This is a genomic window from Streptomyces sp. NPDC001709, from assembly GCF_053596375.1.
This window is the reverse complement of sequence record NZ_JBSFGB010000070.1, coordinates 1-23,020: the sequence shown is the minus strand read 5'-3', so window position 1 is coordinate 23,020 and position 23,020 is coordinate 1. Positions and strand designations below refer to the sequence as shown.

Sequence of the window (23,020 nt, the reverse complement as noted above, 5' to 3'; positions counted from 1 at the left end):
CAACTCTCCGGCACCCAGCTCGGTATCACCATCACCTCCCTGGTCGTCGGCATGCTCGCCGAACCGGCCCTGGCCGAGCTGCCCCGCGGGGATGATCCGCCACTTCAACGAGTCGTCTGGCCTTCTAGCGTGAAGGCCTCACGGAAGGCCGGTCTATACAGACGCTCCTGTTCTGCGGCGCGTGGCCCACTGTCGTGTCAGCATCGTGGCCCGCCCGTTGTGGGGTCCAGGTGGGTCAGGAAGTCCTCGATCTCTCGCGCCAAGCTCTGCGAACCCTCAGACAGTTGGACACCGGCTTCCCCCAATGCCGAATCAATCTTGTCTGCCATGACGCGAGATGTAAGAGGTGCGCATGCGAAGTCGTTCATAAATTCTCTGAAAGCTTCATCGTTGTGTTCTTTCCCTTGCCCACGGCATGCCACTAGCTCTTCTTGCTTCTCCGCGTCGAGGACATACAGATAATCTCGCGCGTCCTCGTCACCCTTGAGTGCTGCTTTTTCCCACCAGCGTCGCGCTTCATCATCCCTGTCCAGGAACTCAAGGATTTCGGCTACGCGACGTGTTTCTTGTGGTGTTGCAGAATCATCGACTTCCTTCTTCAGAAGAGTGCGTAGTTCACGGACCACGCCGAGACGATGATTTCCGTTTCCGGGGTTTTCCGGGTAGGCGGCGGGGGCCGGGGGCCAGCCCGAAGGCTGGCCCCCATCCGCCTGGACAGGGTCCTCGCCGATCCGGGGACCCTTGGAAACTGCCTGCTCACAACCTTCGAGCAGCAGCCAGAGAGCGAGGAGCCGGATGGTTCCCCGCTCTTCGGGCTGGTGCGTCCACGCGGACAGGTGCGTCATGCGGTTACCTCCTCGCTGTGTTCGTTGATGGACTTCTTCAGGTTGTTGGCGGCGGCTTTGATGTAGCGCTTCACCGACTCCTCCTTAATCTGGAGGCGCTGCGCAACCAGTACAGGGCTGAGGTCACCGAGAACGCACAGGGTGATGACCTCGCGCTGCTGTGCAGGAAGGCTCGCGACGAGTTCGTCGATACCTTCCTTAATCATTTCGTATGCGGCGTCGGGGATGCCGATACCTGATTCCATTTCGGGCAGGTCGTGAACCGGTACCACAACCATCCGCTTGTTGCGGCGGAACTGGTCGATGACCGCCCGCTTCACCGCGGTGCGGCCGTAGGCGGTCAGGGACCCCTGCTGTGCAGAAATCTCTTCCCACCGGCGGTACATGTTGAGATAGACGTCCTGCACGGCGTCCTGGGCGCTGTGCAGGTCGCCTGCCTCAGCCCGGGCCAATCGGGAGAACGCCTCGATGGTCTCGAGGACGAAGGACTCGAAGTCCGCTCCCGCAGCGGCCTCGCTCACGCAGCCTCCCGCGTGGCGATGGCCCGGTGGCCCGCCGACTCGGCCGTGTCCTTGCGGAACAGCCAGGCCGGCTGGCCCTGCTCGAAACGGGCGGCGGCGCCGCCGTCGGGCAGGGACTGCGCCATCGCGACCATGGTGGCGCGCTGCTCGCGCTCTGCCAGGGTCTCGATGTGCGCCTTCACAAGCATCTCCACGATGCCCTTGGCGCGGTGCATCGCGAAGAACAGCAGGACCAGCACGGGGATGGACACCCCGCCCGCTCCCGCCCAGTACGACCAAGTCATCGACCAGGCCTCCCAGTAGTGACGAACTCGTTGATGAAGGCGCAAGGCCCTCACCCCCTTACACGCCGCTGGGGAGCCGGATCCGGATGCCGGAGGCAAGATTTTTTCTCAACTTCCCCTGTATCCCCAGCCGTCACTGTGTTTGCCCAGGTCACACCATGGATGGCCGGGAAGATCAATAAGATTCCCAAGCCCGGATCCCGGCCCGCGGTGTCCGGGCCGGTACAAGCCCCGGTGCTCATCCGGGCCCAAGCCGAGCACGACGTGATGGCCGAAGGCGTCCCGCGGAGCGGCTCGACACGAAGCCGGCACGCGGCGGCGGGCGCCGGGCAGCTGCCGATCGCAGCCTCGTGCGGCAGCTTCCTTCACAAGAGCTGCAGCCGTGGTGCGCAGGCTGGCTGGTTGGGACCTTTCTCAGCAGGAGGCGACCGCCACAGGAGCCAACCCTTCCGGGCGGGCGACGCACTTGGCCAGTGCCTCCGTCCACAACGACCAGCGCCGCCTGGGTTCCTCACACGCCAGGAGAAGACCGTAAAGCTGCCGCTCGGTCGTGGGCACGCCACGGGCTTTGAGGATCCGGTGGGCAGTGCTGTGAGGCAGCCCGCCCCAGCCGCCGGCCCTCCTCTCCATTTCGGCGGAGGACGGGAAGCCCGCGTAGGCGTGGAGGTCGCGTAACGCTCCGCTGAGGTCACGCCAGTCGCGCACATATTCCGGGCAGACCTCGACACAAGCGCGCCCGGGGCGTTGCTGTGCGTAGCGGGCGCGTTTCCACAGGCGGACGGCGCGCTGGGTAGCGACGTCACGCTCGGGCCCGAGGTCGGTACAGGCCTGTACGGGGCTTGTCAAGTTGCTGTTGAGGCAGGCGGGTTGAGGCGTGCCGGTGGTGCTGGGGGTCGCTGTGTCAGGCGGCCGTGGTCATGGGGGTGGTATCGGTGATCTGGTGCCAGGTGGCGTGGCGGTCGGTCATTTCGGTGCGGTAGTCGGCGGCGGGGGCGGAAGTGGGGTGAGATCCTGCTGAAGGAGGCGAGGAACCGCTGTGTTGAGACGACGCTGCGGAAGCCCTGCATCGCGTACTCGCGCTGCCGTGTGGGCAGATGGGAGTTTTCCGCTCGGCTGTTCAGGTATTTCGAACTGTGGTGTTCCACCGAGGGCGTCGCCTGGCGGTGAGCGGCTCCGTAGCTGCGCAGCTTGTCGGTGACCACGACGCAGGGTACGGACTCTGTCCCTTTGAGGAGCTTGAGGAAGAACCGCTTCGCGGCCTTCGTGTCGCGGGAGTTGGTCACCAGGACGTCCAGCACGTTTCCGTCCTGGTCCACGGCCCGCCAGAGGTAGCGCGTACGACGGCGCTGCGCGCTCCACGAACGGCCCCTCCCACCACGATCACCACACGTCTCCGCGAACTTGACAGCGCCCGGTAGCGGAATACGGGTTTCCGTTTCTCCGTGTATCACGCAATGGTGGCTTCAAGGAAGCCTTTCCAGGAATTCTCCACTCCTCCTCAAGCGCTTTTCAAGGCAGCCTTGAACAGGGCAAACGCCAGAGACAAAGCTTTCGCAAAGCAACTCGACATACCATCGCACCGAGACTTTCCTGGTGATTAGTGTGGCTATCTTTGGCCCCCTTTCGATTTTCATGGAAACCACCAGGAAAGGCCTCGGCAGATGACGTCATCTCTCCAGGAGTCGTACGGAGTGGGCAGCGGGCTCGACGACGAGCTCGAACGGGAGCGCGCTTACGTGGCGGTCTGCAGAGCGGCGCTGGCCCAACAGGTCGAGGACGCGGACGAGCAGGTGATCGCGGGCGAGACCGTGTCGGGCGACGGCGCCAGCGCCGAGGCCCTGGGCCGCTATCTGCGCACCCGGGCCCGGGACATGCGCGAGGAGCCGGACAGCCCGCTGTTCTTCGGGCGGCTCGACTTCGACGACGAGCCCGCCACCGGCGACCACCGGGCGCAGCGCTACTACGTCGGCCGCCGCCGGGTCTCCGAGCATCCGGCCGCCCCGCCGATGGTCGTCGACTGGCGCGCCCCGGTGTCGCGCACCTTCTACCAGGCCCGCGCCGACGACCGCCTGGGCGTCGCCCAGCGCCGCCGGTTCGGATGGGCGCCGGGCAGCCTGGGCACGCCCGAGGACCTGACCGGGCTCGAGGACGAGCGGCTGGAGTCCGGGGGCGCCGCGGAGAGCCAGATCGTGGCGGCCGAGATCGAGCGGCCCCGGCACGGCCCGATGCGCGACATCGTTGCCACCATCCAGCCCGAGCAGGACGACCTGGTACGCGGCGAGCTGACCGAGTCGGTGTGCGTGCAGGGCGCGCCGGGCAGCGGCAAGACGGCCGTGGGGCTGCACCGTGCCGCGTACCTCCTCTACACGTACCCCCAGCGCCTCAAGCGCAGCGGTCTGCTGGTGATTGGGCCCAACCGGACGTTCCTGTCGTACATCTCCGAGGTGCTGCCCTCGCTCGGTGAGATCGACGTGGCGCAACTGACCGTCGAGGACGTGCTCGCACGCCACCCCGTCACCCGGAAGGACACGGACGCGGCGCGGGTGCTGAAGCAGGACGCGCGCATGGCGGAGGTGCTGCGCCGGGCGCTGTACGCGCGGGTGACCGAGTCCCGGGAGACGCTGATGGTGCCCGACGGGTCCTACCGCTGGCGGGTGGACACCTGTGACCTCGACCGGATCGTGGAGGAGGTCAAGGAGCAGGCGCCCGCGTACGCCGTGGGGCGCGAGCACGTGCGGGCGCGCGCGGTGGCGCTGGTGCAGCAGCAGGCGGAGCGGCGGGCCGGGCCCAAGAGCATGACCTGGCAGACGAAGATCGGGCGCTCGAAGCCGGTGCGGGAGTTCCTGGACGCGGTGTGGCCGACGGCGAACCCGGAGGAGGTGGTGGTGGGCCTCCTGTCGGACGCCGACCAACTGGAGCTCGCCGCCGAAGGGTTGCTGGACGAGGAGGAGCAGAGGGCGTTGCGCTGGGCGTCAGCGCCGCGCTCGGTGAAGGCCGCGTCGTGGTCGGTGGACGACATGGTGCTGCTGGACGAGGTGGCCGGCCTGATCGAGCGGCCCGAAGGCTTCGGGCACGTGGTCGTCGACGAAGCGCAGGACCTGTCCCCCATGCAGTGCCGGGCCATCGCCCGGCGCAGCGGCTTCGGTTCGCTGACGGTGCTGGGCGACCTGGCGCAGGGCACGGCGCCCTGGGCGGCCCGGGACTGGGCGGAACAGCTGGTGCACCTGGGCAAGCCGGATGCGTCGGTGGCGCCGCTGACCACCGGGTTCCGGGTGCCGGCGGCTGTGATGGCGGTGGCCAACAAGGTGCTCGCGGGGCTCGACGTACGGGTGCCGCCCGCGCGTTCGCTGCGCGAGGACGGCGAGTTGACGGTGCAGCAGGTCGACGACGTGCTCAGGGGAACGGTACGGGCCGTCAAGGCGGCGCTGGGTCGCGAGGGTTCGGTGGCGGTGATCGCGGCGGACGCCCAGATAGACGCGCTGGCAGCGGCGCTGGCGGGAGCGGGCGTTCAGACCGCGGGGCCGGACGCCTTCGGCTCCTCGGCCCGGGTGACGATGATGCCCGCGACGCTGGCGAAGGGCCTGGAGTACGACCACGTGGTGGTCGTGGAACCGTCGGCGATCGTGGAGGCGGAGCCGCGGGGACTGCACCGGCTGTATGTGGTGGTGACGCGGGCGGTGTCGCGCCTGGACATCGTGCACGCTCGGGCTCTGCCTGCGGAGCTGGGCGCCTAGAGGCCTTGCTGGTGGGGGCGTAGGGGGCGGGCTTGCTGGTGGAGGTGGGGGCTCGCCTCGGTGCGGGGCGCGCCCTGGTGCATCCAGCGCCTTTCCGCGCGAAAGCGCCCTGCCCCGCGCGGCGTTCGCGCGGGGCAGGGCGCTTTCGTGGTTCAAGGATCCGCGCCCGGGCCCGAACGCGGGGGACGTCGAAGGGCCCGGACGCGGATCCGGCAAGGGGGCGGGGAGTCGTCGGGTGGCTCCCCGCCGGGGAGCGTCCCGGGGATCCGGCGTCGCGGACCGGACCCCCGGGCCGATCAGTGGACGGTCGCCGCCTCCTGGGGCTTGGCCGCCTCCTTGGCCGGGGCCGCGGCGGGCTTGCGTACGTCGGCGTTGATGAGCAGGCCGGTCAGGACCGCGCCCGCCAGGACGATCGCACCCGCCCAGTTGGCCGCGACCGCGTAACCGTGAACCGCCGCCTCGGTCGCCGCCCCCGCGCCGCTCGAGCTCGAGTGGGCCAGCGCGGTGGCGGAGACCGTCATCGCGATGGTGTTGAGCAGCGCGGTGCCCACCGAGCCGCCGATCTGCTGCGAGGTGGAGACGAAGGCCGAGACCACGCCGACCTCGCTGAGCGGGACCTTGTTGGTGGCGACGCTGATGCAGGGCGACATCACCAGGCCGAGCCCGAGGCCGACCAGGATCTGGGTCGGCATCATCGTCGTCAGGTACGAGCTGTCGGGGGTCAGGCGGCCGAGGTTGAACAGGCCCGCCGCCGCGATCAGCATGCCCGGCGCGACCAGCAGCCGGACGGGGACCCTCGGCATCAGCTTGGTGGTGATCCGGGTGGTGGTCAGGACCGTGGCCACGGTCGCGGGCAGGATCGCCAGGCCCGCCTTGAGCGGTGGGTACTTCATCACGTCCTGGAGCTGGTACGTGAGGATGAACATCAGGCCGAACAGGCCGATCATGGTGAGCCCGATGCCGATGAAGGCGCCCGCGCGGTTGCGGTCGGCGAGCACGCTCAGCGGCAGCAGCGGGTTGCGGACCTTCGCCTGGAGGGCGACGAAGGCCGCGAGCAGGACGACCGCGGCGGCCAGCAGGCCGATGACCCGTGCCGAGGACCAGCCGTGGTCGGCCGCCTCGCCGAAGCCGTAGACGAGGGCGACCATGCCGGCGGCGGAGAGCACCGCGCCGGGAACGTCGATGCGGACGCCGCGCTGGGCAGGCGGGTTGGGCAGCAGCATCAGTGCGCCGACGACCACGACGACACCGATCGGGACGTTGACGTACAGGCACCAGCGCCAGTCGAGCCACTCGGTGATCAGGCCGCCGCCGAGGAGGCCGAGGGCGCCACCCGCGCTGGCGACGGAGCTGAAGATGCCGAACGCCTTGGCGCGCTCGCGCGGTTCGGTGAATGTCGTGGTCAGCAGCGCGAGCGTGGCGGGCATCAGCAGGGCGGCGAACAAGCCCTGTCCGACGCGCGCGCCGATCAGTACGGCGGCGCTGGGCGCGGCACCGCCGACCACCGAGGCGGCGGTGAAGCCGATCACCGCGACGGTGAAGGCGCGGCGGCGGCCGAGCAGGTCGCCGAGCCGGCCGCCGAGCAGCAGCAGGCCGCCGAAGGCGAGCGTGTAGCCCGTGATGACCCACTGGCGGCCGGCGTCGGTCATGCCGGTCTCGCGCTGCGCCCAGGGCAGCGCGATGTTCACGATCGTGGTGTCGAGCATGACCATCAGCTGGGCGAGGCCGATCACGGCAAGGCCCCACCAGCGGTGGCTCGTCGGCCGTGCGGCCTCGGTCGGTGTCGTCTCGGCCATGCCGAGTCTCCTTGTCCTGAGCGGGTGGTGTGCGAGTCCTGAGCGGGTGGTGTGCGGGTCGTCGTGCGGAAGTAAAGCAGCACCCATTTAACCCAGTCAATTTTTTAACTGGACTAATTTCTTAACTTGGTTACAGTAGTGTGGACGGACAGGGGTGATACCGATGACCGGCGAGGCGAGCGCTCTGCGGGAGCGCAACAAGCAGCGGACGCGACGGGCGATCTCCGACGCGGCGATCGCACTGTTCCTTGAACACGGCTTCGACCAGGTGGCCGTGGCCGACATCGCGGCCGCGGCCGAGGTGTCCAAGCCGACGCTGTTCAGGCACTTCCCGACCAAGGAGGACCTCGTGGTCCACCGGTTCGCCGACCACCGCACGGCGGCCGCCGCCGTCGTGCGGGAGCGGGCGCCGGAGCTGACGCCGCTGTCCGCGCTGCACCGGGACTTCCTCGCCGGGCTGTCCCGGCGCGACCCGATCACGGGTCTCAACGACGACCCCGAGGTGCTGCGCTTCCAGGCCCTGGTTCACTCGACCCCCAGCCTGCTCAGCCGCATCGGCGAATACCTGGCGCAGGCCGAGGAGTTGCTGGCCCAGGCCCTCACCGAGGCCTTCCCCGACGGCGGACATGCCCCGATCAAAGCCCGGTTGACGGCCGCTCAGGTCATCACCTCGCAGCGCGTCCTGGCCCACGCCAACTGGCGGCGGATCCTGGCCGACGGCTCCGCCGACCGGGTTGCCGCCGCGGCCGTCGCCGATGCCGACCTGGCCTTCCAGGGGCTCAGGTCGGGGCTCGGCGACGGCCCGGGGTGAGACTGCGACCCGGGGCGAGACTGCCGCCCGAGGTGCGGTGAAGGCCCGTGCCGGTCAGAGCCGCGCCGCCAGGTGCAGCGCCCCGGCTATCGCGCCGCGCACCATGTGCACCGGTACGTACAGTTCCTTGCCGATCCACAGCTCGCGGTGGTCCCGGTCCGCCAGGTGGCGCACCAGGTAGGCGGCACCGCGCCGGGCCGCCTCCTCCTCGCGCGCCGAGCCGGACCCGGTGACGCGCAGCAGGGTCTGCACGGCGTACGCGGTCTCCTCCGGGGTGCCGCCCCAGCGGCCGAAGGAGCCGTCCTCATGCTGCCCGGCCAGGATCCACTCCACGGCCCTGCGGACCGTGGGGTGGTGGGCCGGGCCCGCGTACTGGTGCAGCGCCGAGGCCACCCGCAGCGTCGAGAAGTACGGCGAGGCGTGCCACTTGTCGGTCCAGGTGCCGTCGGCGAGCTGCTGCTCGCCCAGCCAGCGCGCCACCCGCTCGATGGCGTCGGTGTAACGCTCGGCGTCGGCCGGACCGGAGTCGCGGTAGGCGCCGAGCGCGCCGATGACGTGCGCGTTGGTGCTGGTCGACGGCGTGAACTCGGGGATGGTGGACTGGAAGTGGGTCCCCGCGTCGTACTGCCACAGGTAGTGCGGCTCCTGCGCAGGGCCCAGCTGCGCGAAGGCGGCCAGCACGATCGCGCTGGTCTCCGCCTCGTACGCGAAGCCGGGCGCGGTCGGGGCGCCGGTGTTCGCCGTGTCCGGCGGCAGGTCCGCGGTGAGCGGGGCCAGCAGCTCGGGCCGGACGCCCGCGGTGGCGAGGTTGCCCAGGATCCAGGCGCGTTCGTAGTACGCCACCGAGGTCATGGCCGGCACCGGGCCGCCGCCGCGCGCCTGGGCGGCGCGCAGGAACTCCACCGACGCAGCGTACTGGGCGCCCGGCTCCTCGCCGCCCAGCCACGCGGCGGTCGCGGCGACCGAGCATCCGATCATGCCGCCGACCGGCTCGAAGTGCGGGGCGCGCACCGCGTCGGGGCCGGCGATCTCCAGGTAGTGCCCGGCCAGCGGGTTGCGCCAGCCGGTGGCGCGCAGCTCGGCGAGCCGGGCGCCGTCCATCCCGTACGGGAACGGGAGCCGGCGGTCCTGGCGCGCGTTGATGTCGGAGACGAGCGCGGGGACGATCATCATGGCGACGACCGTGTTGGGGACGGCGGCGCGCTCGGCGACGCTCGCCTCCAACAGGCGCGACGACGCGTCCAGGCCGCGCCCGGCGGCCGCGGTGGCCCGCTCGCGCAGGCCGGCCGGCAGCCGCTCGTGGCCGCGGGCGGCGAGCAGCGCCTCGGTGGCACTGAGGGTGGGCACCAGGGCGTAGCCGTCGGGGCCGCCCCACCTGCCGTCCGGGGACTGGCGGTCGAGCAGGAAGCGGACTCGGTCCTCGTGGCCTTCGAGCCAGGGTACGAGGGTGACCAGGCGGCCCGTCTCGTACACCGAGGGGGCCAGGCCGCCGGTGGTCGGCTCGGCGAGGACGTCGGCGACCAACTCCTCGACCAGGGCGTCGAGTTCGGCCGTGGTGAGCAGGGCGGGGGCGGGGGCGGTCATGCCGCGTCCTCCCCGGTCCACTCGGAGACGGTGATCTCGTCGACCAGGAGCGAGGCGGGGAAGGCCTCCGGGTCGGGGGTGCCGGGCAGCACCGGACCTCCGGGGCTGTCGATGATGATCGCGAGCGCCAGGTAGGTCGGCTGGCGGAACAGCCAGCCCTTGGGCGTGGTGTCCTCCGGCGTGAAGTGCAGGTACTCGCGGCCGTCCAGGTACCAGGTGATCGAGTCCGGGTCGCGGCGCCACACGATCGAGTAGGTGTGGAAGTCGGCGCTGAGCGGGGTGCCGTCACCGGTCGTGGTGGGCCGGCCAATGCCCAGCGAGGGGATCTGGTGGCACTCCGGGGAGTGCAGCGCGCCCCACACCGTGTCGGGCTCGGAACCCAGCGCCTCGAAGATGTCGATCTCGCCGGAGCGGTACCAGGCCTGCACCGGGTCCTCCTCACCGCGGTGGCGCAGCTGGTCGGCCCACGCCCACAGGGCGCAGTCCAGACCGGGCCCGGCGGCCGTCTTCACCCGGGCGTCGATGCGCAGCGCGCTGCCGGGGCGGGGCACGAAGTCCTCGCGGCGGGTCTCGATCCAGGCGGCCCGGAAGACGCCCTCGGCGTCGCGGGTCGCGGTGATGCGCAGCCGGCCCTCGCCGTCGAGCGCGATGTGTTCGCGGTCGTCGGTGTGGACCTCCACGCCCGCGCCGAACGGACTGCCTTCCACCACCAGCCAGTTGGCCGGGTCGGGGGCACTGCCCGCGGGGCCGTCGAAGCGGTCCTGCCAGACGGTGCGCCAGGGAGAGTCGAGGTTCACGAGACCGGCGCTGCGGGCGGCGGTCGTGCTGTCGCTGGTTACGGGGGCAACGGTCGTCATACGGACGGCTCCAGGTGTGCGGTCAGTTGCTCGTGCAGGTTGCCGGCGAGGTCCACCGGGGTCGGGAAGTCGTAGATCAGCGTCGGGGGCAGCTCCACGCCGAGCAGGGCGGTGAGCGCCCCGGCCAGTTCGACCGCGGTCAGCGAGGCGAACCCGGCGTCCAGGAAGTCCTGGTCGGCGGAGAAGGCGTCGGCGCCCGCGTGGCCCAGGACCCGCGCGGCCGACTCCCGTACCAGCTCGGTCAGGAACTCGGTGCGGTCGTCGCCGGTCAGCCCGGCGAGGTGGGCGCGCACCGCGTCCGGGTCCTCGGGGCGCGCGGCTCCCGCCGCCTCGGGGGCGTCGGTACGGGCATCGGAGGTGGGAAGGTCCTCGAACAGGGCGTCAGGGCGGCGGGCCGCCAGGTGGTCCAGGAACACCGGCCAGTCGGTGTCGGCGGCGACCAGGCCCGGGCGGGCCCCGGTGACCGCGCGGCCCAGCGCCCTGGCGACCGCCGAGGGCTCCGAGGCGCGGCGGCCAGGCGGCAGCGCGCCGTCCTCGCCGTCCCAGGGGCCCGCGGCCAGCGCGAGCACCGGCGCGCCCTGGGCGCGGCGGGCGGTGAGCCAGGCGTCCAGCCAGGCGTGGACGGCGGCGTCGGCCGCGTGTCCCTCGGCGCCCCACACCGGGTCGGCGGCCACCAGGACGGCGAACGCGTCCAGGGCACTCAGGTCCAGGAGCTCGTCGAGCAGCCGTACGGTGACGGTGCCCGCGGCGTCCCGCGCCGCGGCCAGTGCGGCCGGGGCGCCCTCGCCGGTGAGCGGGGCGGCCGGCGCGGTGCCCGCCAGGTGAAGCACGGTGCCGACCGGGCAGCCGTCGTCGGCGAGGCCCTTCAGCAGGGTGGCCAGGCCGTCGCGGCTGGTGATGTCGCAGGGCGCCTGGGTGAGCCGGACGCCCGACTCGACGGCCCAGGAGCGCAGTTCCTCGTCGACGGTGCCGGGCCGGCAGGCCAGGACCAGGTGGTCGACGTGGGCGAGCGGCAGGTGCCGGGCGAGCGCGGCGGCCGCGCCGGGGACGGCGCCGGTGAGCAGGACGGTGCCGCGCGGGTGCCAGGAGGGCGCGGCGGTACCGGGTACGGTCCGCAGGCGGCGGGCGAAGGTGCCGGTGGGGCGCACCGCCACCTGGTCGGCTCCCCCGGTGTGCCCGGCGGCGAGCACGCCGCGCAGCCGGGCCCGGGAGCGCGCGTCCAGGACCGGCGGCAGGTCGACGAGACCGCCCCAGCGCGCCGGGAGTTCCCGCGCGGCGGCCCGGCCCAGGCCCCAGACGGCGGCCCGGTCCGGGTCGGGCAGCGGGTCGGCGCCGCCCAGGTGCACGGCGCCGCTGGTGGCGGCCCACACAGGCGCGTCGACCCCGGCCGCGGCCAGATCGTCCAGGAGGCAGGCGGTGCGCGCGGCAGCGTCCGCTCCCCCGAGCAGCGACAGCACTCCGGTTACCGCGCCGGGCCCGGCGGGCAGCGCGTCGGGCGCCACGACGACGGCTTCGGCACCGCCTTCGGTCAGGGCGTCGACCACCTGTGCGACGGCGGTGTCCGCCTCGGCGGGGGCCACCACCAGCCAGCGGCCGGTGGGCGCACCGCTGATCCGGCCCTCGCCCAAGGGGCGCCAGCCGACGGCCAGTTGACCGGTGTCCACGGGCGCGGACCGGCCGGTGCGCCAGGCGGAGAGGACGGCCAGGGCGGTCGCCAGCTCCGGGTCCTCGGTACCGTCCGGGGCGGCCAGGGCCGCGGCGAACGCGGCCAGGTCGCCGCTCTCGACGGCCGCCCACAGCTCGGCGTCCGGCCGCTCCTCGCGCGCCGGGGCGCCGGGCAGCAGCCAGTAGTGCTCGCGCTGGAAGGCGTACGTCGGCAGGGCGGCCGGTTCGGCACCCGTACCGGCGAAGACGCCCGCCGGGTCGACGCCGACCCCCGCGACCTGGAGTTCGCCGAGCGCGGCGGCGGCGGACCAGGCCTCGGACCGGTCGCGGCGCAGCGTCGGCACGCACAGCGTGGCCGGGCTCGCGCCGTCCCGGGCCAGCGCGGTGAGCACCGCGTCCGGGCCGACCTCGACGAACGTGGTGGCGCCCAGGTCGCGCAGGGTGGCCAGCTGGTCGGCGAAGCGCACGGCCTCGCGGGCGTGGCGCACCCAGTAGCCGGGGTCGGTGAGCTCCCCGGCCCCGGCCACGCGGCCGGTGACGTCGCAGACCACGGGGATGGCGGGCTCGTGATACGTCAACTGCTCGGCGACCGTGCGGAATTCGTCGAGCATCGGCTCCATGAGCGGCGAGTGGAAGGCGTGGCTGACGCACAGCTCCCGGGTCTTGCGGCCCAGGGCCGCGAAGTGGGCGCCGACCGCCCGGGCCGCGTCCGCATCGCCGGAGACGACGACAGCGCGCGGGCCGTTGACCGCGCCGATGCCCACCACGTCGGTGAGCAGCGGGACGATCTCCTCCTCGGTCGCCTGCACCGCCACCATCGCGCCGCCTTCGGGCAGTTGCTGCATCAGACGGCCGCGCGCGGCGACCAGCCGGGCGGCGTCGGCGAGGCTCAGGACGCCCGCGACGTGCGCGGCGGCCAGCTCGCCGATGGAGTGTCCGGCCAGCAGGTCCGGGCGCACGCCCCACGACTCCCACAGCCGGAAGAGGGCGACCTCGACGGCGAACAGGGCGGGCTGGGTGTGGCCGGTGCGGTTCAGCGCCTCGGCGTCCTCGCCCCACATCACCTCGCGCAGGGGCACGTCGAGGTGGTCGTCCAGGTGCGCGCAGACCTCGTCCAGGGCGCGGGCGAACACCGGGTGGGTCGCGTACAGCTCACGGCCCATGCCGAGGCGCTGGGAGCCCTGGCCGGTGAAGAGGAACGCGGTGCGGCCTTCGGGCCGGGTGCCGCCGCGGACCAGGCCGGGCGCCTCCTCGCCCCGGGCCAGCGCGTCCAGGGTGTGCAGCAGCTCCGCGCGGTCGCCGCCGAAGACGGCGGCGCGGTGCTCGAAGCCGGTGCGGGTCGTGGCCAGGGCCAGGCCGATGTCCACAGCGGGCAGGTCGGGGCGGGCGGCCAGGTGGTCGCGCAGCCGCTCGGCCTGGGCGCGCAGGGCCGCCGGGGTCTTGCCGCACAGCAGCCAGGGCAGAACGCCCGGGGCGGCGTGCGGGACCTCGGGGCGCGGGGCTCTCGGGGCCGGGGCGGACGGCTGCTCCAGGACGACGTGGGCGTTGGTGCCGCTGAGGCCGAAGGAGGAGACGCCCGCGCGGCGGGGACGCCCGGTCTGGGGCCAGGGGCGCTCCTCGGTCAGCAGGGCGACCTCGCCCGCCGTCCAGTCCACGTGCCGCGACGGCTCGTCCACGTGCAGGGTCTTGGGCAGCAGGCCGTGTTCCATGGCCTTGACCATCTTGATGATGCCCGCGACACCGGCGGCGGCCTGGGTGTGACCGATGTTGGACTTGAGCGACCCCAGCCACAGCGGCTCGCGGGCCTCGCGGCCCTGCCCGTACGTGGCGAGCAGCGCCTGCGCCTCGATCGGGTCACCCAGCCTGGTACCGGTCCCGTGCGCCTCCACCGCGTCCACATCCGCCGCCGCCAGCCCCGCGCTCGCGAGCGCCTGACGGATCACCCGCTGCTGGGACGGGCCATTCGGAGCGGTCAGCCCGTTGGACGCGCCATCCTGGTTGACCGCCGAACCCCGGACGACCGCGAGGACCTGGTGGCCGTTGCGCTCGGCGTCGGACAGCCGCTCGAGGAGGAGCATGCCCGCGCCCTCGCCCCAGCCGGTGCCGTCGGCCGCGTCGGCGAAGGCCTTGCAGCGGCCGTCCTGCGCGAGGCCGCGCTGGCGACTGAAGCCGATGAACGTGCCGGGGGTGGCCATTACCGTCACGCCGCCCGCCAAGGCCAGTTCGCACTCGCCCGAGCGCAGGGCCTGGGCCGCCATGTGCAGCGCGACCAGGGACGAGGAGCAGGCCGTGTCCACGGTGACCGCCGGGCCCTCCAGGCCCAGGTGGTAGGAGACGCGGCCCGACGCGATGCTGCCGGCGGCCATGTCGTCGCCGTAGTCGTGGTACATCACGCCCGCGTAGACGCCCGTACGGCTGCCGCGCGCGGAGGCCGGATCGATGCCCGCGCGCTCGAACGCCTCCCACGAGATCTCCAGGAGCAGTCGCTGCTGCGGGTCCATCTCCAGCGCCTCGCGCGGCGAGATCCCGAAGAAGCCGGGGTCGAACTCGGCGGCGTCGTACAGGAATCCGCCCTCGACGCAGTACGTCGTGCCGGGGTGGTCCGGGTCCGGGTGGTACAGCGCGTCGCTGTCCCAGCCCCGGTCGGCCGGGAAGACCGAGACCAGGTCGCTGCCGTCGCCGATGAGCTGCCACAGCTCCTCGGGGCTGCGCACGCCGCCCGGGAAGCGGCAGCTCATGGCGACGATGGCGATGGGGTCGTCGTCGACGGCAGCCGTGCCGAGCGAGGCGACCGTGGCCTTCGCCTCACCGCCGGTGGCCGTCTCGAGGACGTGTCCGGCCAGGGCGGCCGGGGTCGGGTAGTCGAAGATCAGCGTGGCGGGCAGCCGCAGGCCGGTGGCGGCCTGGAGCTGGTTGCGCAGCTCGATGGCGGTGAGCGAGTCGAAGCCCAGCTCGTTGAAGGGCCGTTCGGCGTCGACCGCCTCCGGGCCCGGGTAGCCGAGGATCCCGGCGACATGCTCGCGCACCGCGGCCAGCGCGGCGGCGGTCCGTCCGGCGGCGTCCAGGGCGGCCAGGCGGGTGACGAAGGTGCCGGCCGCGCCGCTCTCGCGGGCGGCGGCCCGGCGCGCCGGGACGGGCACCAGGCTGCGCAGCAGCGCGGGGACTTCGGCGGCCGAGGCGCGCAGCGCGGCAGTGTCCAGGCGCATGGGCAGCAGCTGGGCGTCCTGGCCGGACCAGGCGGAGTCGAGGTGGGCCAGGGCCTCCTCGGTCGACAGGCCAGTCACACCCGCGCGGTTCATCCGGTGCAGGTCGGCCTCGGCGAGGTCGCCGGTCATGCCGCTGCGCTCGGCCCACAGGCCCCAGCTGAGGGAGACGGCGGGCAGGCCCTGGGCGCGGCGGTGGTGGGCCAGCGCGTCCAGGAACGCGTTGGCCGCCGCGTAACTGCCCTGCCCCGGACCACCGAAGACACCGGCGGCCGACGAGAACAGCACGAACGCCGTCAACGGCATCCCCGCCGTCAACTCGTGCAGGTTCAGGGCACCGTCGACCTTCGGCCGCAGCACCCGCGACACCCGCTCCGGCGTCAGCGACTCCACCACCCCGTCATCGATCGTGCCCGCCGTGTGCACCACGGCCGAGACCCGGTACGCGGCCAGCACATCGGCCAGAGCACCACGATCGGCCACATCACACGCGGCGACAGCCACCTCCTCGGCACCCACCTCCCGCAGCGAAGCAGCCAGTTCATCCGCCGGACGACGGGAGACCAGGACCAGCCGGCGCACACCGTGCGCCTCGACCAGATGCCGGGCCACCAGACCGCCCAGCGTGCCCGACGCACCAGTGACCAGGACCCAGGTGCCCTCGGGCAGCACCAGCGGGGTGGCCGTGCCCTCGCCGGGCAGCGCGCGGGTCAGCCGGGGCGCCCGCAGCTCTCCTTCTCGCACGACCAGTTGGGGCTCGCCACTGGCCAGCGCGGCCGGGAGGGCGGCCAGCGACTCGGGGGCGCCGTCCACGTCGACCAGGACGAAGCGGCCCGGGTGCTCCGACTGCGCCGAGCGGACCAGGCCCCACACCGGGGCGTGGGCAAGCGCGGGGACGTCCTCGTCGGCTCCGGCCGCGATGGCACCCCGGGTGAGGACGACCAGCCGTGCGGAGGCGAACCGGTCGTCCTCGAGCCACTGCTGCACCAGGGCCAGGGCCGCGTGGGCGGCCTCGCCCGGGGTGCCGTCGCAGGTGGCCACGGTCACGTCCGGGGCCTGCGGCAGGGCCGCCAGGTCCGGGTGGGCGATGGCGCCGGGCAGCGCGGCGGCCAGCTCGGGGGCGCCGACGACGGCCCAGCTCAGGGCGGCCGCGTCGGCGGTGTCCCGGGCTGGGGGCGGGGTCAGCGCGGGCCAGTCGACGCGGAACAGGGAGCGGTGCGTAGCGGTGCGCGGGTCGGCGACGTCCCCGGTGGCGACGGGGCGCAGGACCAGGCCGTCGACCTCGGCGACCGGGTGCCCGGCCACGTCGTCCAGGGCGAGCGCGAAGGAGTCGCCACCGGTGGCGGTGAGCCGGACGCGCAGCGCGGTGGCGCCGATGGCGTGCAGGCGCACGCCCGACCAGGAGAACGGCATCCGGGCCTCGGGCCCGCTGTCGGCGAGGCTGCTGAGGCCCACCGACTGCAGGGCCGCGTCCAGGAGCGCCGGGTGGATGCCGTACGCGTCTGCCTCGGCGGCGCTCTCCTCGTCGAGGGCGACCTCGGCGAACACCTCGTCGCCGCGCCGCCAGGCCGCGCGCAGGCCCTGGAAGGCGGGCCCGTAGACGAAGCCCAGGTCGGCGAGGCCCGGGTAGTGGCCGTCGACGTCCAGGGGCACGGCGTCGGCGGGCGGCCAGGCGCCCAGCGGTTCGGGCGCGGCGCGTCCGGCGGCGGGCGCGAGGCTGCCTCCGGCGTGCCGGGTCCAGGTGTCGTCGCCGTCGGGGCGCGAGTGCACGGTGAAGGCGCGCCGCCCGGAGGCGTCGGCGGCGGCCAGACGCAGCCGCAGGCTGAGGCCGCCTTCGGCGGGCAGCACCAGCGGGGTCTCCAGGATGAGCTCTTCGAGCAGGTCCAGGCCCGCGCGGTGGCCCGCGCGGACGGCCAGCTCGACGAACGCGGTGCCGGGCAGCAGGACCGTGCCGAGCACGGCGTGCCCGGCCAGCCAGGGCTGGGCGGCCAGCGACAGGCGCCCGCCGAAGAGGAGTTCGTCGCCCTCGCCGGACTCGACGACCACGCCGAGCAGCGGGTGCCCGGCCGACTCCAGGCCCAGGGACTCGGGATCCCCGGCGCCCGAGGGGGCGGCCTTGGGCCAGATGCGGCGGCGCTGGAAGGCGTACGTGGGCAGGTCGGCGCGGCGGGCGCCGCTGCCCGCGAACAGAGCGGCCCAGTCGACGTGGGCGCCGTTGCCGAACGCCGTGGCCAGGCCCTCGACCAGGGCTGCGGCCTCGGGCCGGTCGCGGCGCACGGTGGCCGCGAACACCGCCTGCGGGTCCTCCGCCAGGCACTCGGCGCCCATGGCGCTGAGCACACCGCCGGGGCCGAGCTCCAGGAAGGTGCCGGTGCCCTGCTCGCGCAGGGTGCGCACGCCGTCGGCGAAGCGCACGGCCTCGCGGATGTGCCGGGCCCAGTAGCCGGGGTCGGCGAGTTCGGCGGCGGTGGCGGTGCGGCCGGTGACGTTGGAGACCACCGGCAGGCGCGGCGGGTGGAAGGTGAGGCCCGCGAGGACCGTACGGAACTCGTCGAGCATCGGCTCCATCAGCGAGGAGTGGAACGCGTGCGAGACGGTGAGCCGCTTGGTCTTGTGCCCCCGGGCCGCGAGGCGCTCGGCGGCCGCGAGGACGGCGTCCTCGGGGCCCGAAATCACCACGGAACGCGGCCCGTTGACGGCCGCGACGTCCGCCCGGTCGCCGAGCAGCGCGCGGACCTCGTCCTCGGTGGCGCGTACCGAGACCATGGCACCGCCGGCCGGCAGGGCCTGCATCAGGCGACCGCGCGCGGCGACGGCGGTGCAGGCGTCGTCGAGGTCGAGGACCCCGGCGACGTGGGCGGCGGCCAGCTCGCCCACCGAGTGGCCGAGCAGCGCGGCCGGTTCCACCCCCCAGCCCTCGACCAGCCGGTAGAGGGCGACTTCGAGGGCGAACAGGCCCGCCTGGGTGTACTGGGTCTGGTCGAGCAGCGCGGCCTCGGGGGTGCCCGGCTCGGCGAAGAGCACGGTGGACAGCGGGACGTCCAGGGCCGTGTCCAGGCGGGCCAGGACCTCGTCGAGGGCGCGGGCGAACTCCGGGTGGGCGGCATACAGTTCGCGGCCCATGCCCGGGTACTGGCTGCCCTGCCCGGTGAACAGCACGGCGGTGCGGGCCGACCTGCGGCCGGTGCCGCGCACCAGGCCGGGGGCCTTGGCGCCGTCGGCCAGGGCGGCGAGCGCGGCGGCGGGCGGGGCGGCGTCGGGGCCGGTGACGACGACCGCGCGGTACTCGAAAGCGGTACGGGTCGCGGCCAGGGCGTACGCCGTGTCCAGCGGGCTGTCGTCCGTCGCGTCCAGGTGGTCGGCCAAGCGGCGGGCCTGCCCGGCCAGCGCGGACGCGGAGCGGGCGGCGAGCACCCACGGCACGGCGGGCACCACTGTCGGCTCCGCCGTCCCGGCCACCGGCTCCTCGGCCGGGGCCTGCTCGACGATGACGTGGGCGTTCGTACCACTGACGCCGAAGGAGGAGACACCCGCACGGCGCGGGCGGCCCGTCTGCGGCCAGGGGCGTGCCTCGGTCAGCAGCTCGACCGCGCCGGCCTCCCAGTCGACATGCCGGGACGGCTCGTCGACGTGCAGGGTGCCGGGGAGCAGGCCGTGCTCCATGGCCTTGACCATCTTGATGACGCCGCCGACACCGGCGGCCGACTGGGTGTGCCCGATGTTGGACTTGAGCGACCCGAGCCACAGCGGCTCACGCCCCTCGCGGCCCTGGCCGTACGTCTCCAGGAGCGCCTGCGCCTCGATCGGGTCGCCCAGGCTGGTGCCGGTGCCGTGCGCCTCGACGGCGTCGACGTCGGCGGAGGCCAGACCGGCGCCCGCGAGGGCCTGGCGGATGACGCGTTCCTGGGCCGGGCCGTTGGGGGCGGTCAAGCCGTTGGAGGCGCCGTCCTGGTTGGCGGCGCTCGAGCGCACCACGGCGAGAACCCGGTGGCCGTTGCGGCGGGCGTCGGACAGCCGCTCCAGGAGGAGCATGCCGACGCCCTCGGCGAGGCTCGTGCCGTCGGCGGCGTCGGCGAACGCCTTGCAGCGCCCGTCGGGTGCCAGGCCGTGGCCGGTGCCCCGGCTGAACTCGTCGAACAGGGTCGGCGTCGACATCACGGCCACACCGCCCGCCAGCGCCAGGGTGCACTCCCCCGCCCGCAGCGACTGCACCGCGAGGTGCAGGGCCACCAGCGACGACGAGCAGGCCGTGTCCACGGTGACCGCCGGGCCCTCCAGGCCGAGCTGGTAGGAGATGCGGCCCGAGGCGATGCTGCCCGCGCTGCCGTTGAAGACGTACCCCTCGATGGCCTCCGGCGAGCGGGCCACCAGGTTGCCGTAGTCGTGGTACATCACCCCGGCGAACACGCCGGTGCGGGTGGAGCGCAGCGACTGCGGGTCGATGCCCGCGCGCTCCAGGGTCTCCCAGGAGATCTCCAGGAGCAGCCGCTGCTGCGGGTCCATGGCGAGGGCCTCGCGCGGCGAGATCCCGAAGAAGTCCGGGTCGAAGTCGGCGGCGTCGTACAGGAATCCACCACGGTCGTAGACCGTGCCGGACAGGTCCCAGCCCCGGTCGGCGGGGAACGCCGTGATGGCGTCCTCGCCGGCCGTGACCAGACGCCACAGGTCCTCGGGGGTGCGCACGCCGCCGGGGTAGCGGCAGGCCATGCCGACGATGGCGATCGGTTCGGTGGCCCGGGCGGCCAGTTCGCGGTTCTGGCGGCGCAGCCGTTCGGCCTCCTTGGCGGAGGCACGCAGGGCAGCGGCGAGCTTGGCGTCGGGGCCCGGGGGGGTGCTGGTGGTCATGTCAGGCTCCACTGGTGTCACGCGTCGGTGCCGTCGGCGGACTCGTCGTCGCCGCCGTCGAGGGCGAGGTCGATCAGCTGGTCGAGGTCCATGGCGTCGATCGAGTCGAGCGCCTCCTGTTCGGTGGTGCCGTCGTCCTGCGCGGCCAGGGCCGCGTCGGGCAGCGGGGTGATCTCGGCCCTACGGGCGGCGTCGGCCGTCTCCGGCAGGAGCTTCACGCCGAGGTACCCGGCGATGGCGCCCGGCGTCGGGTGGTCGAAGACGAGCGTGGCGGGCAGCCGCAGACCGGTCGCGGTCCGCAGCCGGTTGCGCAGCTCGACGGCCGTCAGCGAGTCGAAGCCGAGTTCCTTGAAGGCGCGGCCGGGCTCGATGGCCTCCGCGCTGCCGTGGCCGAGAACCGCGGCGACCTGCGCGACGACCAGCTCCTCCAGGGTGCGGGTGCGCTCCGGCGGGGACATGGCGCCCAGCCGCTCGCGCAGCGAGCCGCTGTCGGCCGCTCCCCCGGTGCCGGGCACGCTCTGCGCGGTGCGCCGGACCCGGGACCTGATCAGAGCGCTGAGCAGCGCCGGTACGTCGCTTCCCGCGGCGGACTTCCGCAGTGCGGCCACGTCCAGGCGCATCGGCAACAGCTGCGGCTGCCCGGTGGCGACGGCCGCGTCCAGCAGAGCCAGGCCCTCGCGGGAGGTCATCGCCTGGACGCCGAGACGGCCCATGCGGTGCAGGTCGGTGCTGTCCAGGTGGGCAGTCAGGTCGCTGCGCTCCTGCCAGAAGCCCCAGCCGAGCGCGGAGCCGGGCAGGCCCTGGGCGCGGCGGTGGTGGGCCAGCGCGTCCAGGAACGCGTTGGCCGCCGCGTAACTGCCCTGCCCCGGACCACCGAAGACACCGGCGGCCGACGAGAACAGCACGAACGCCGTCAACGGCATCCCCGCCGTCAACTCGTGCAGGTTCAGGGCACCGTCGACCTTCGGCCGCAGCACCCGCGACACCCGCTCCGGCGTCAGCGACTCCACCACCCCGTCATCGATCGTGCCCGCCGTGTGCACCACGGCCGAGACCCGGTACGCGGCCAGCACATCGGCCAGAGCACCACGATCGGCCACATCACACGCGGCGACAGCCACCTCCTCGGCACCCACCTCCCGCAGCGAAGCAGCCAGCTCCTCGGCCGGCCGCCGGGAAACCAGCACCAGACGGCGCACACCATGCGCCTCGACCAAGTGCCGGGCCACCAGACCGCCCAGCGTGCCCGACGCACCGGTGACCAGGACCGTCGACCCGGGTCCGAAGGGCGCGGGGCCTTCGGCCGCGGTGTCGGCGCGCGTCAGGCGCAGGGCCGTCAACGCGCCCTCACGGATGGCAAGTTGGGGCTCGCCGGTGGCCAGCGCGGCGGGCAGGGCCGATGCCGACTCGGGCGTACCGTCCACGTCGATCAGAACGAAGCGGCCCGGGTGCTCCGACTGCGCCGAGCGCAGCAGGCCCCACACCGCGGCGTCGGCCAGGTCCACGTCGGCCTCCCGGGCCTGCGTGGCGACGGCGCCCCGGGTCAGCAGCACGAGGCGCGAGGACTCGAACCGCTCGTCGGCCAGCCAGGACCGCACCAGCTCGAGCGCACGGTGCACGGTGCCGTGAACGGCCTCGCGGGACACCGACTCCGGCTCGGCGGTGAACGGGGCGACCACCACCTCCGGCACGCTCACCAGGCCCGCCAGCGCCGCCAGGTCGGCGTGTGCGGGCAGCCCCAGGCCCACCGTGTCGGCGCCGAGCACCGCCCACGACGGACCGGCCTCGGCCCGCGGCGCGTCCACCCGCAGCCACTCCGGGCGGAACAGCGACTGGCTCACCGTTGGGTCGGCGGCCTTCAACTGGTCGGTGACCACCTGGCGTACGACCAGGGACTCGATCGAGGCGACCGGGTTGCCGGTGGCGTCGGCCACGTCGATGGAGACCGTGTCCTCGGCGCCCAGCGGGGTGATCCGCACGCGCAGCGACGTCGCGCCCGCAGCGTGCAGGGTGACCCCGTTCCAGGAGAACGGCAGCCGGGCGCGGCCCTCGCCCGCCGACGGCAGCAGCCCCAGGCCGAGGCCATGCAGCGCGGCGTCCAGGAGCGCCGGGTGGATGCCGAACTCCCCCGCCGTGCCCACGGCTTCGGCGGGCAGCGCGACCTCGGCGAACACCTCGTCGAAGATCGCGTCACCGCGCCGCCAGGCGGCGCGCAGGCCCCGGAAGGAGGGCCCGTAGCCGTAGCCCTGGGCGGTCAGGCGTTCGTAGTAGCCGTCGATGTCGATCGGCTCGGCGCCCGGCGGCGGCCAGGCGGAGGCCAGGTCGGGGAAGGCCCCGGAGCCGGGCTCGGAGCCGGGCTCCGTGTCGGCCAGGATGCCGGTCGCGTGCCGGATCCACGGCTCGGAGCCGTCGGCGGACTCGGGCCGCGAGTACAGGCTGACACCGCGACGGCCGTTCTCGTCGGCGCCGGAGACGTTCAGCTGGATCCGGACCGCGCCGTGCGCGGGCAGGATCAGCGGAGCCTCCAGGGTGAGCTCCTCGACCTCGCCCGCGCCGACCTGGTCGGCGGCGTGCACGGCCAGCTCGACGAACCCGGTGCCGGGCAGCAGGACCGTGCCGGACACGGCGTGCTCGGCCAGCCAGGGGTGCGTCTGGAGCGAGAGCCGCCCGGTGAGCAGGTAGCCGTCGCTGTCGGCCAGCGGCACGGCCGCACCGAGCAGCGGGTGCTCGGCGGAGACCAGACCGGCCGCGGCGACGTCGCCGGCGCCACCGGGGGCCTCCTCCAGCCAGTAGCGGGTGCGCTGGAAGGCGTATGTCGGCAGGTCGACGCGCTGGGGTGCGTACGGCGAGAAGTACGCCGCCCAGTCCACCGCCA

General features: G+C 73.6%; 10 protein-coding genes and 1 pseudogene. 2 read left to right on the top strand and 9 right to left on the bottom strand.

Annotated features, from left to right (window positions below):
- Positions 1–197: 197 nt before the first annotated feature.
- From ACWC0C_RS45510 to ACWC0C_RS45495, 4 genes and pseudogenes are all read right to left on the bottom strand, one after another.
- Positions 198–845 (bottom strand): hypothetical protein, encoded by a 648-nt coding sequence (locus ACWC0C_RS45510; RefSeq protein WP_450870863.1) that lies wholly within the window; start codon positions 843–845, stop codon positions 198–200.
- A complete protein-coding gene (locus ACWC0C_RS45505; protein ID WP_450870861.1) occupies positions 842–1,366 on the bottom strand; it encodes an RNA polymerase sigma factor in 525 nt (174 codons plus the stop codon). The genes ACWC0C_RS45510 and ACWC0C_RS45505 overlap by 4 nt, the downstream gene beginning before the upstream one ends.
- The gene (locus ACWC0C_RS45500) at positions 1,363–1,650 is read right to left on the bottom strand and encodes a hypothetical protein (protein ID WP_450870860.1); all 288 of its coding nucleotides are present in this window, start codon (positions 1,648–1,650) and stop codon (positions 1,363–1,365) included. Before ACWC0C_RS45500 ends, ACWC0C_RS45505 begins: the two co-directional genes overlap by 4 nt.
- Positions 1,651–2,551: 901 nt before the next feature.
- Positions 2,552–2,984, bottom strand: a pseudogene (locus ACWC0C_RS45495) (IS6 family transposase); the annotation flags it as partial.
- Positions 2,985–3,311: 327 nt separating this feature from the next.
- Here ACWC0C_RS45495 and ACWC0C_RS45490 point away from each other — a divergent pair.
- The gene (locus tag ACWC0C_RS45490) at positions 3,312–5,384 is read left to right on the top strand and encodes a HelD family protein (RefSeq protein ID WP_450870858.1); all 2,073 of its coding nucleotides are present in this window, start codon (positions 3,312–3,314) and stop codon (positions 5,382–5,384) included.
- A gap of 296 nt (positions 5,385–5,680) precedes the next feature.
- Here ACWC0C_RS45490 and ACWC0C_RS45485 read toward each other — a convergent pair whose 3' ends face one another.
- Positions 5,681–7,180 carry a DHA2 family efflux MFS transporter permease subunit gene (locus ACWC0C_RS45485; protein WP_450870856.1) on the bottom strand — a complete coding sequence of 500 codons (1,500 nt, stop codon included), beginning with the start codon at positions 7,178–7,180 and terminating at the stop codon, positions 5,681–5,683.
- A 163-nt stretch (positions 7,181–7,343) separates the two neighbouring features.
- On the opposite strand from ACWC0C_RS45485, the gene ACWC0C_RS45480 reads away from it, so the two are divergent.
- A complete protein-coding gene (locus ACWC0C_RS45480; protein ID WP_449201844.1) occupies positions 7,344–7,991 on the top strand; it encodes a TetR/AcrR family transcriptional regulator in 648 nt (215 codons plus the stop codon).
- A 54-nt stretch (positions 7,992–8,045) separates the two neighbouring features.
- Here the strand turns inward: ACWC0C_RS45480 and ACWC0C_RS45475 are convergent, their stop codons facing one another.
- The 4 genes from ACWC0C_RS45475 to ACWC0C_RS45460 all read right to left on the bottom strand — a co-directional run.
- Complete coding sequence (locus ACWC0C_RS45475) at positions 8,046–9,575, bottom strand: hypothetical protein (protein WP_450870854.1); 1,530 nt, start codon at positions 9,573–9,575, stop codon at positions 8,046–8,048.
- Positions 9,572–10,432, bottom strand: a complete 861-nt coding sequence (locus ACWC0C_RS45470) for a glycoside hydrolase family 16 protein (protein WP_450870852.1) — start codon at positions 10,430–10,432, stop codon at positions 9,572–9,574. Before ACWC0C_RS45470 ends, ACWC0C_RS45475 begins: the two co-directional genes overlap by 4 nt.
- Positions 10,429–20,145 (bottom strand): type I polyketide synthase, encoded by a 9,717-nt coding sequence (locus tag ACWC0C_RS45465; RefSeq protein ID WP_450870850.1) that lies wholly within the window; start codon positions 20,143–20,145, stop codon positions 10,429–10,431. Before ACWC0C_RS45465 ends, ACWC0C_RS45470 begins: the two co-directional genes overlap by 4 nt.
- Positions 20,146–20,162: 17 nt before the next feature.
- Positions 20,163–23,020, bottom strand: a 2,858-nt coding sequence (locus ACWC0C_RS45460; RefSeq protein ID WP_450870848.1) for a type I polyketide synthase, incomplete at its 5' end; no start/stop codon positions are given.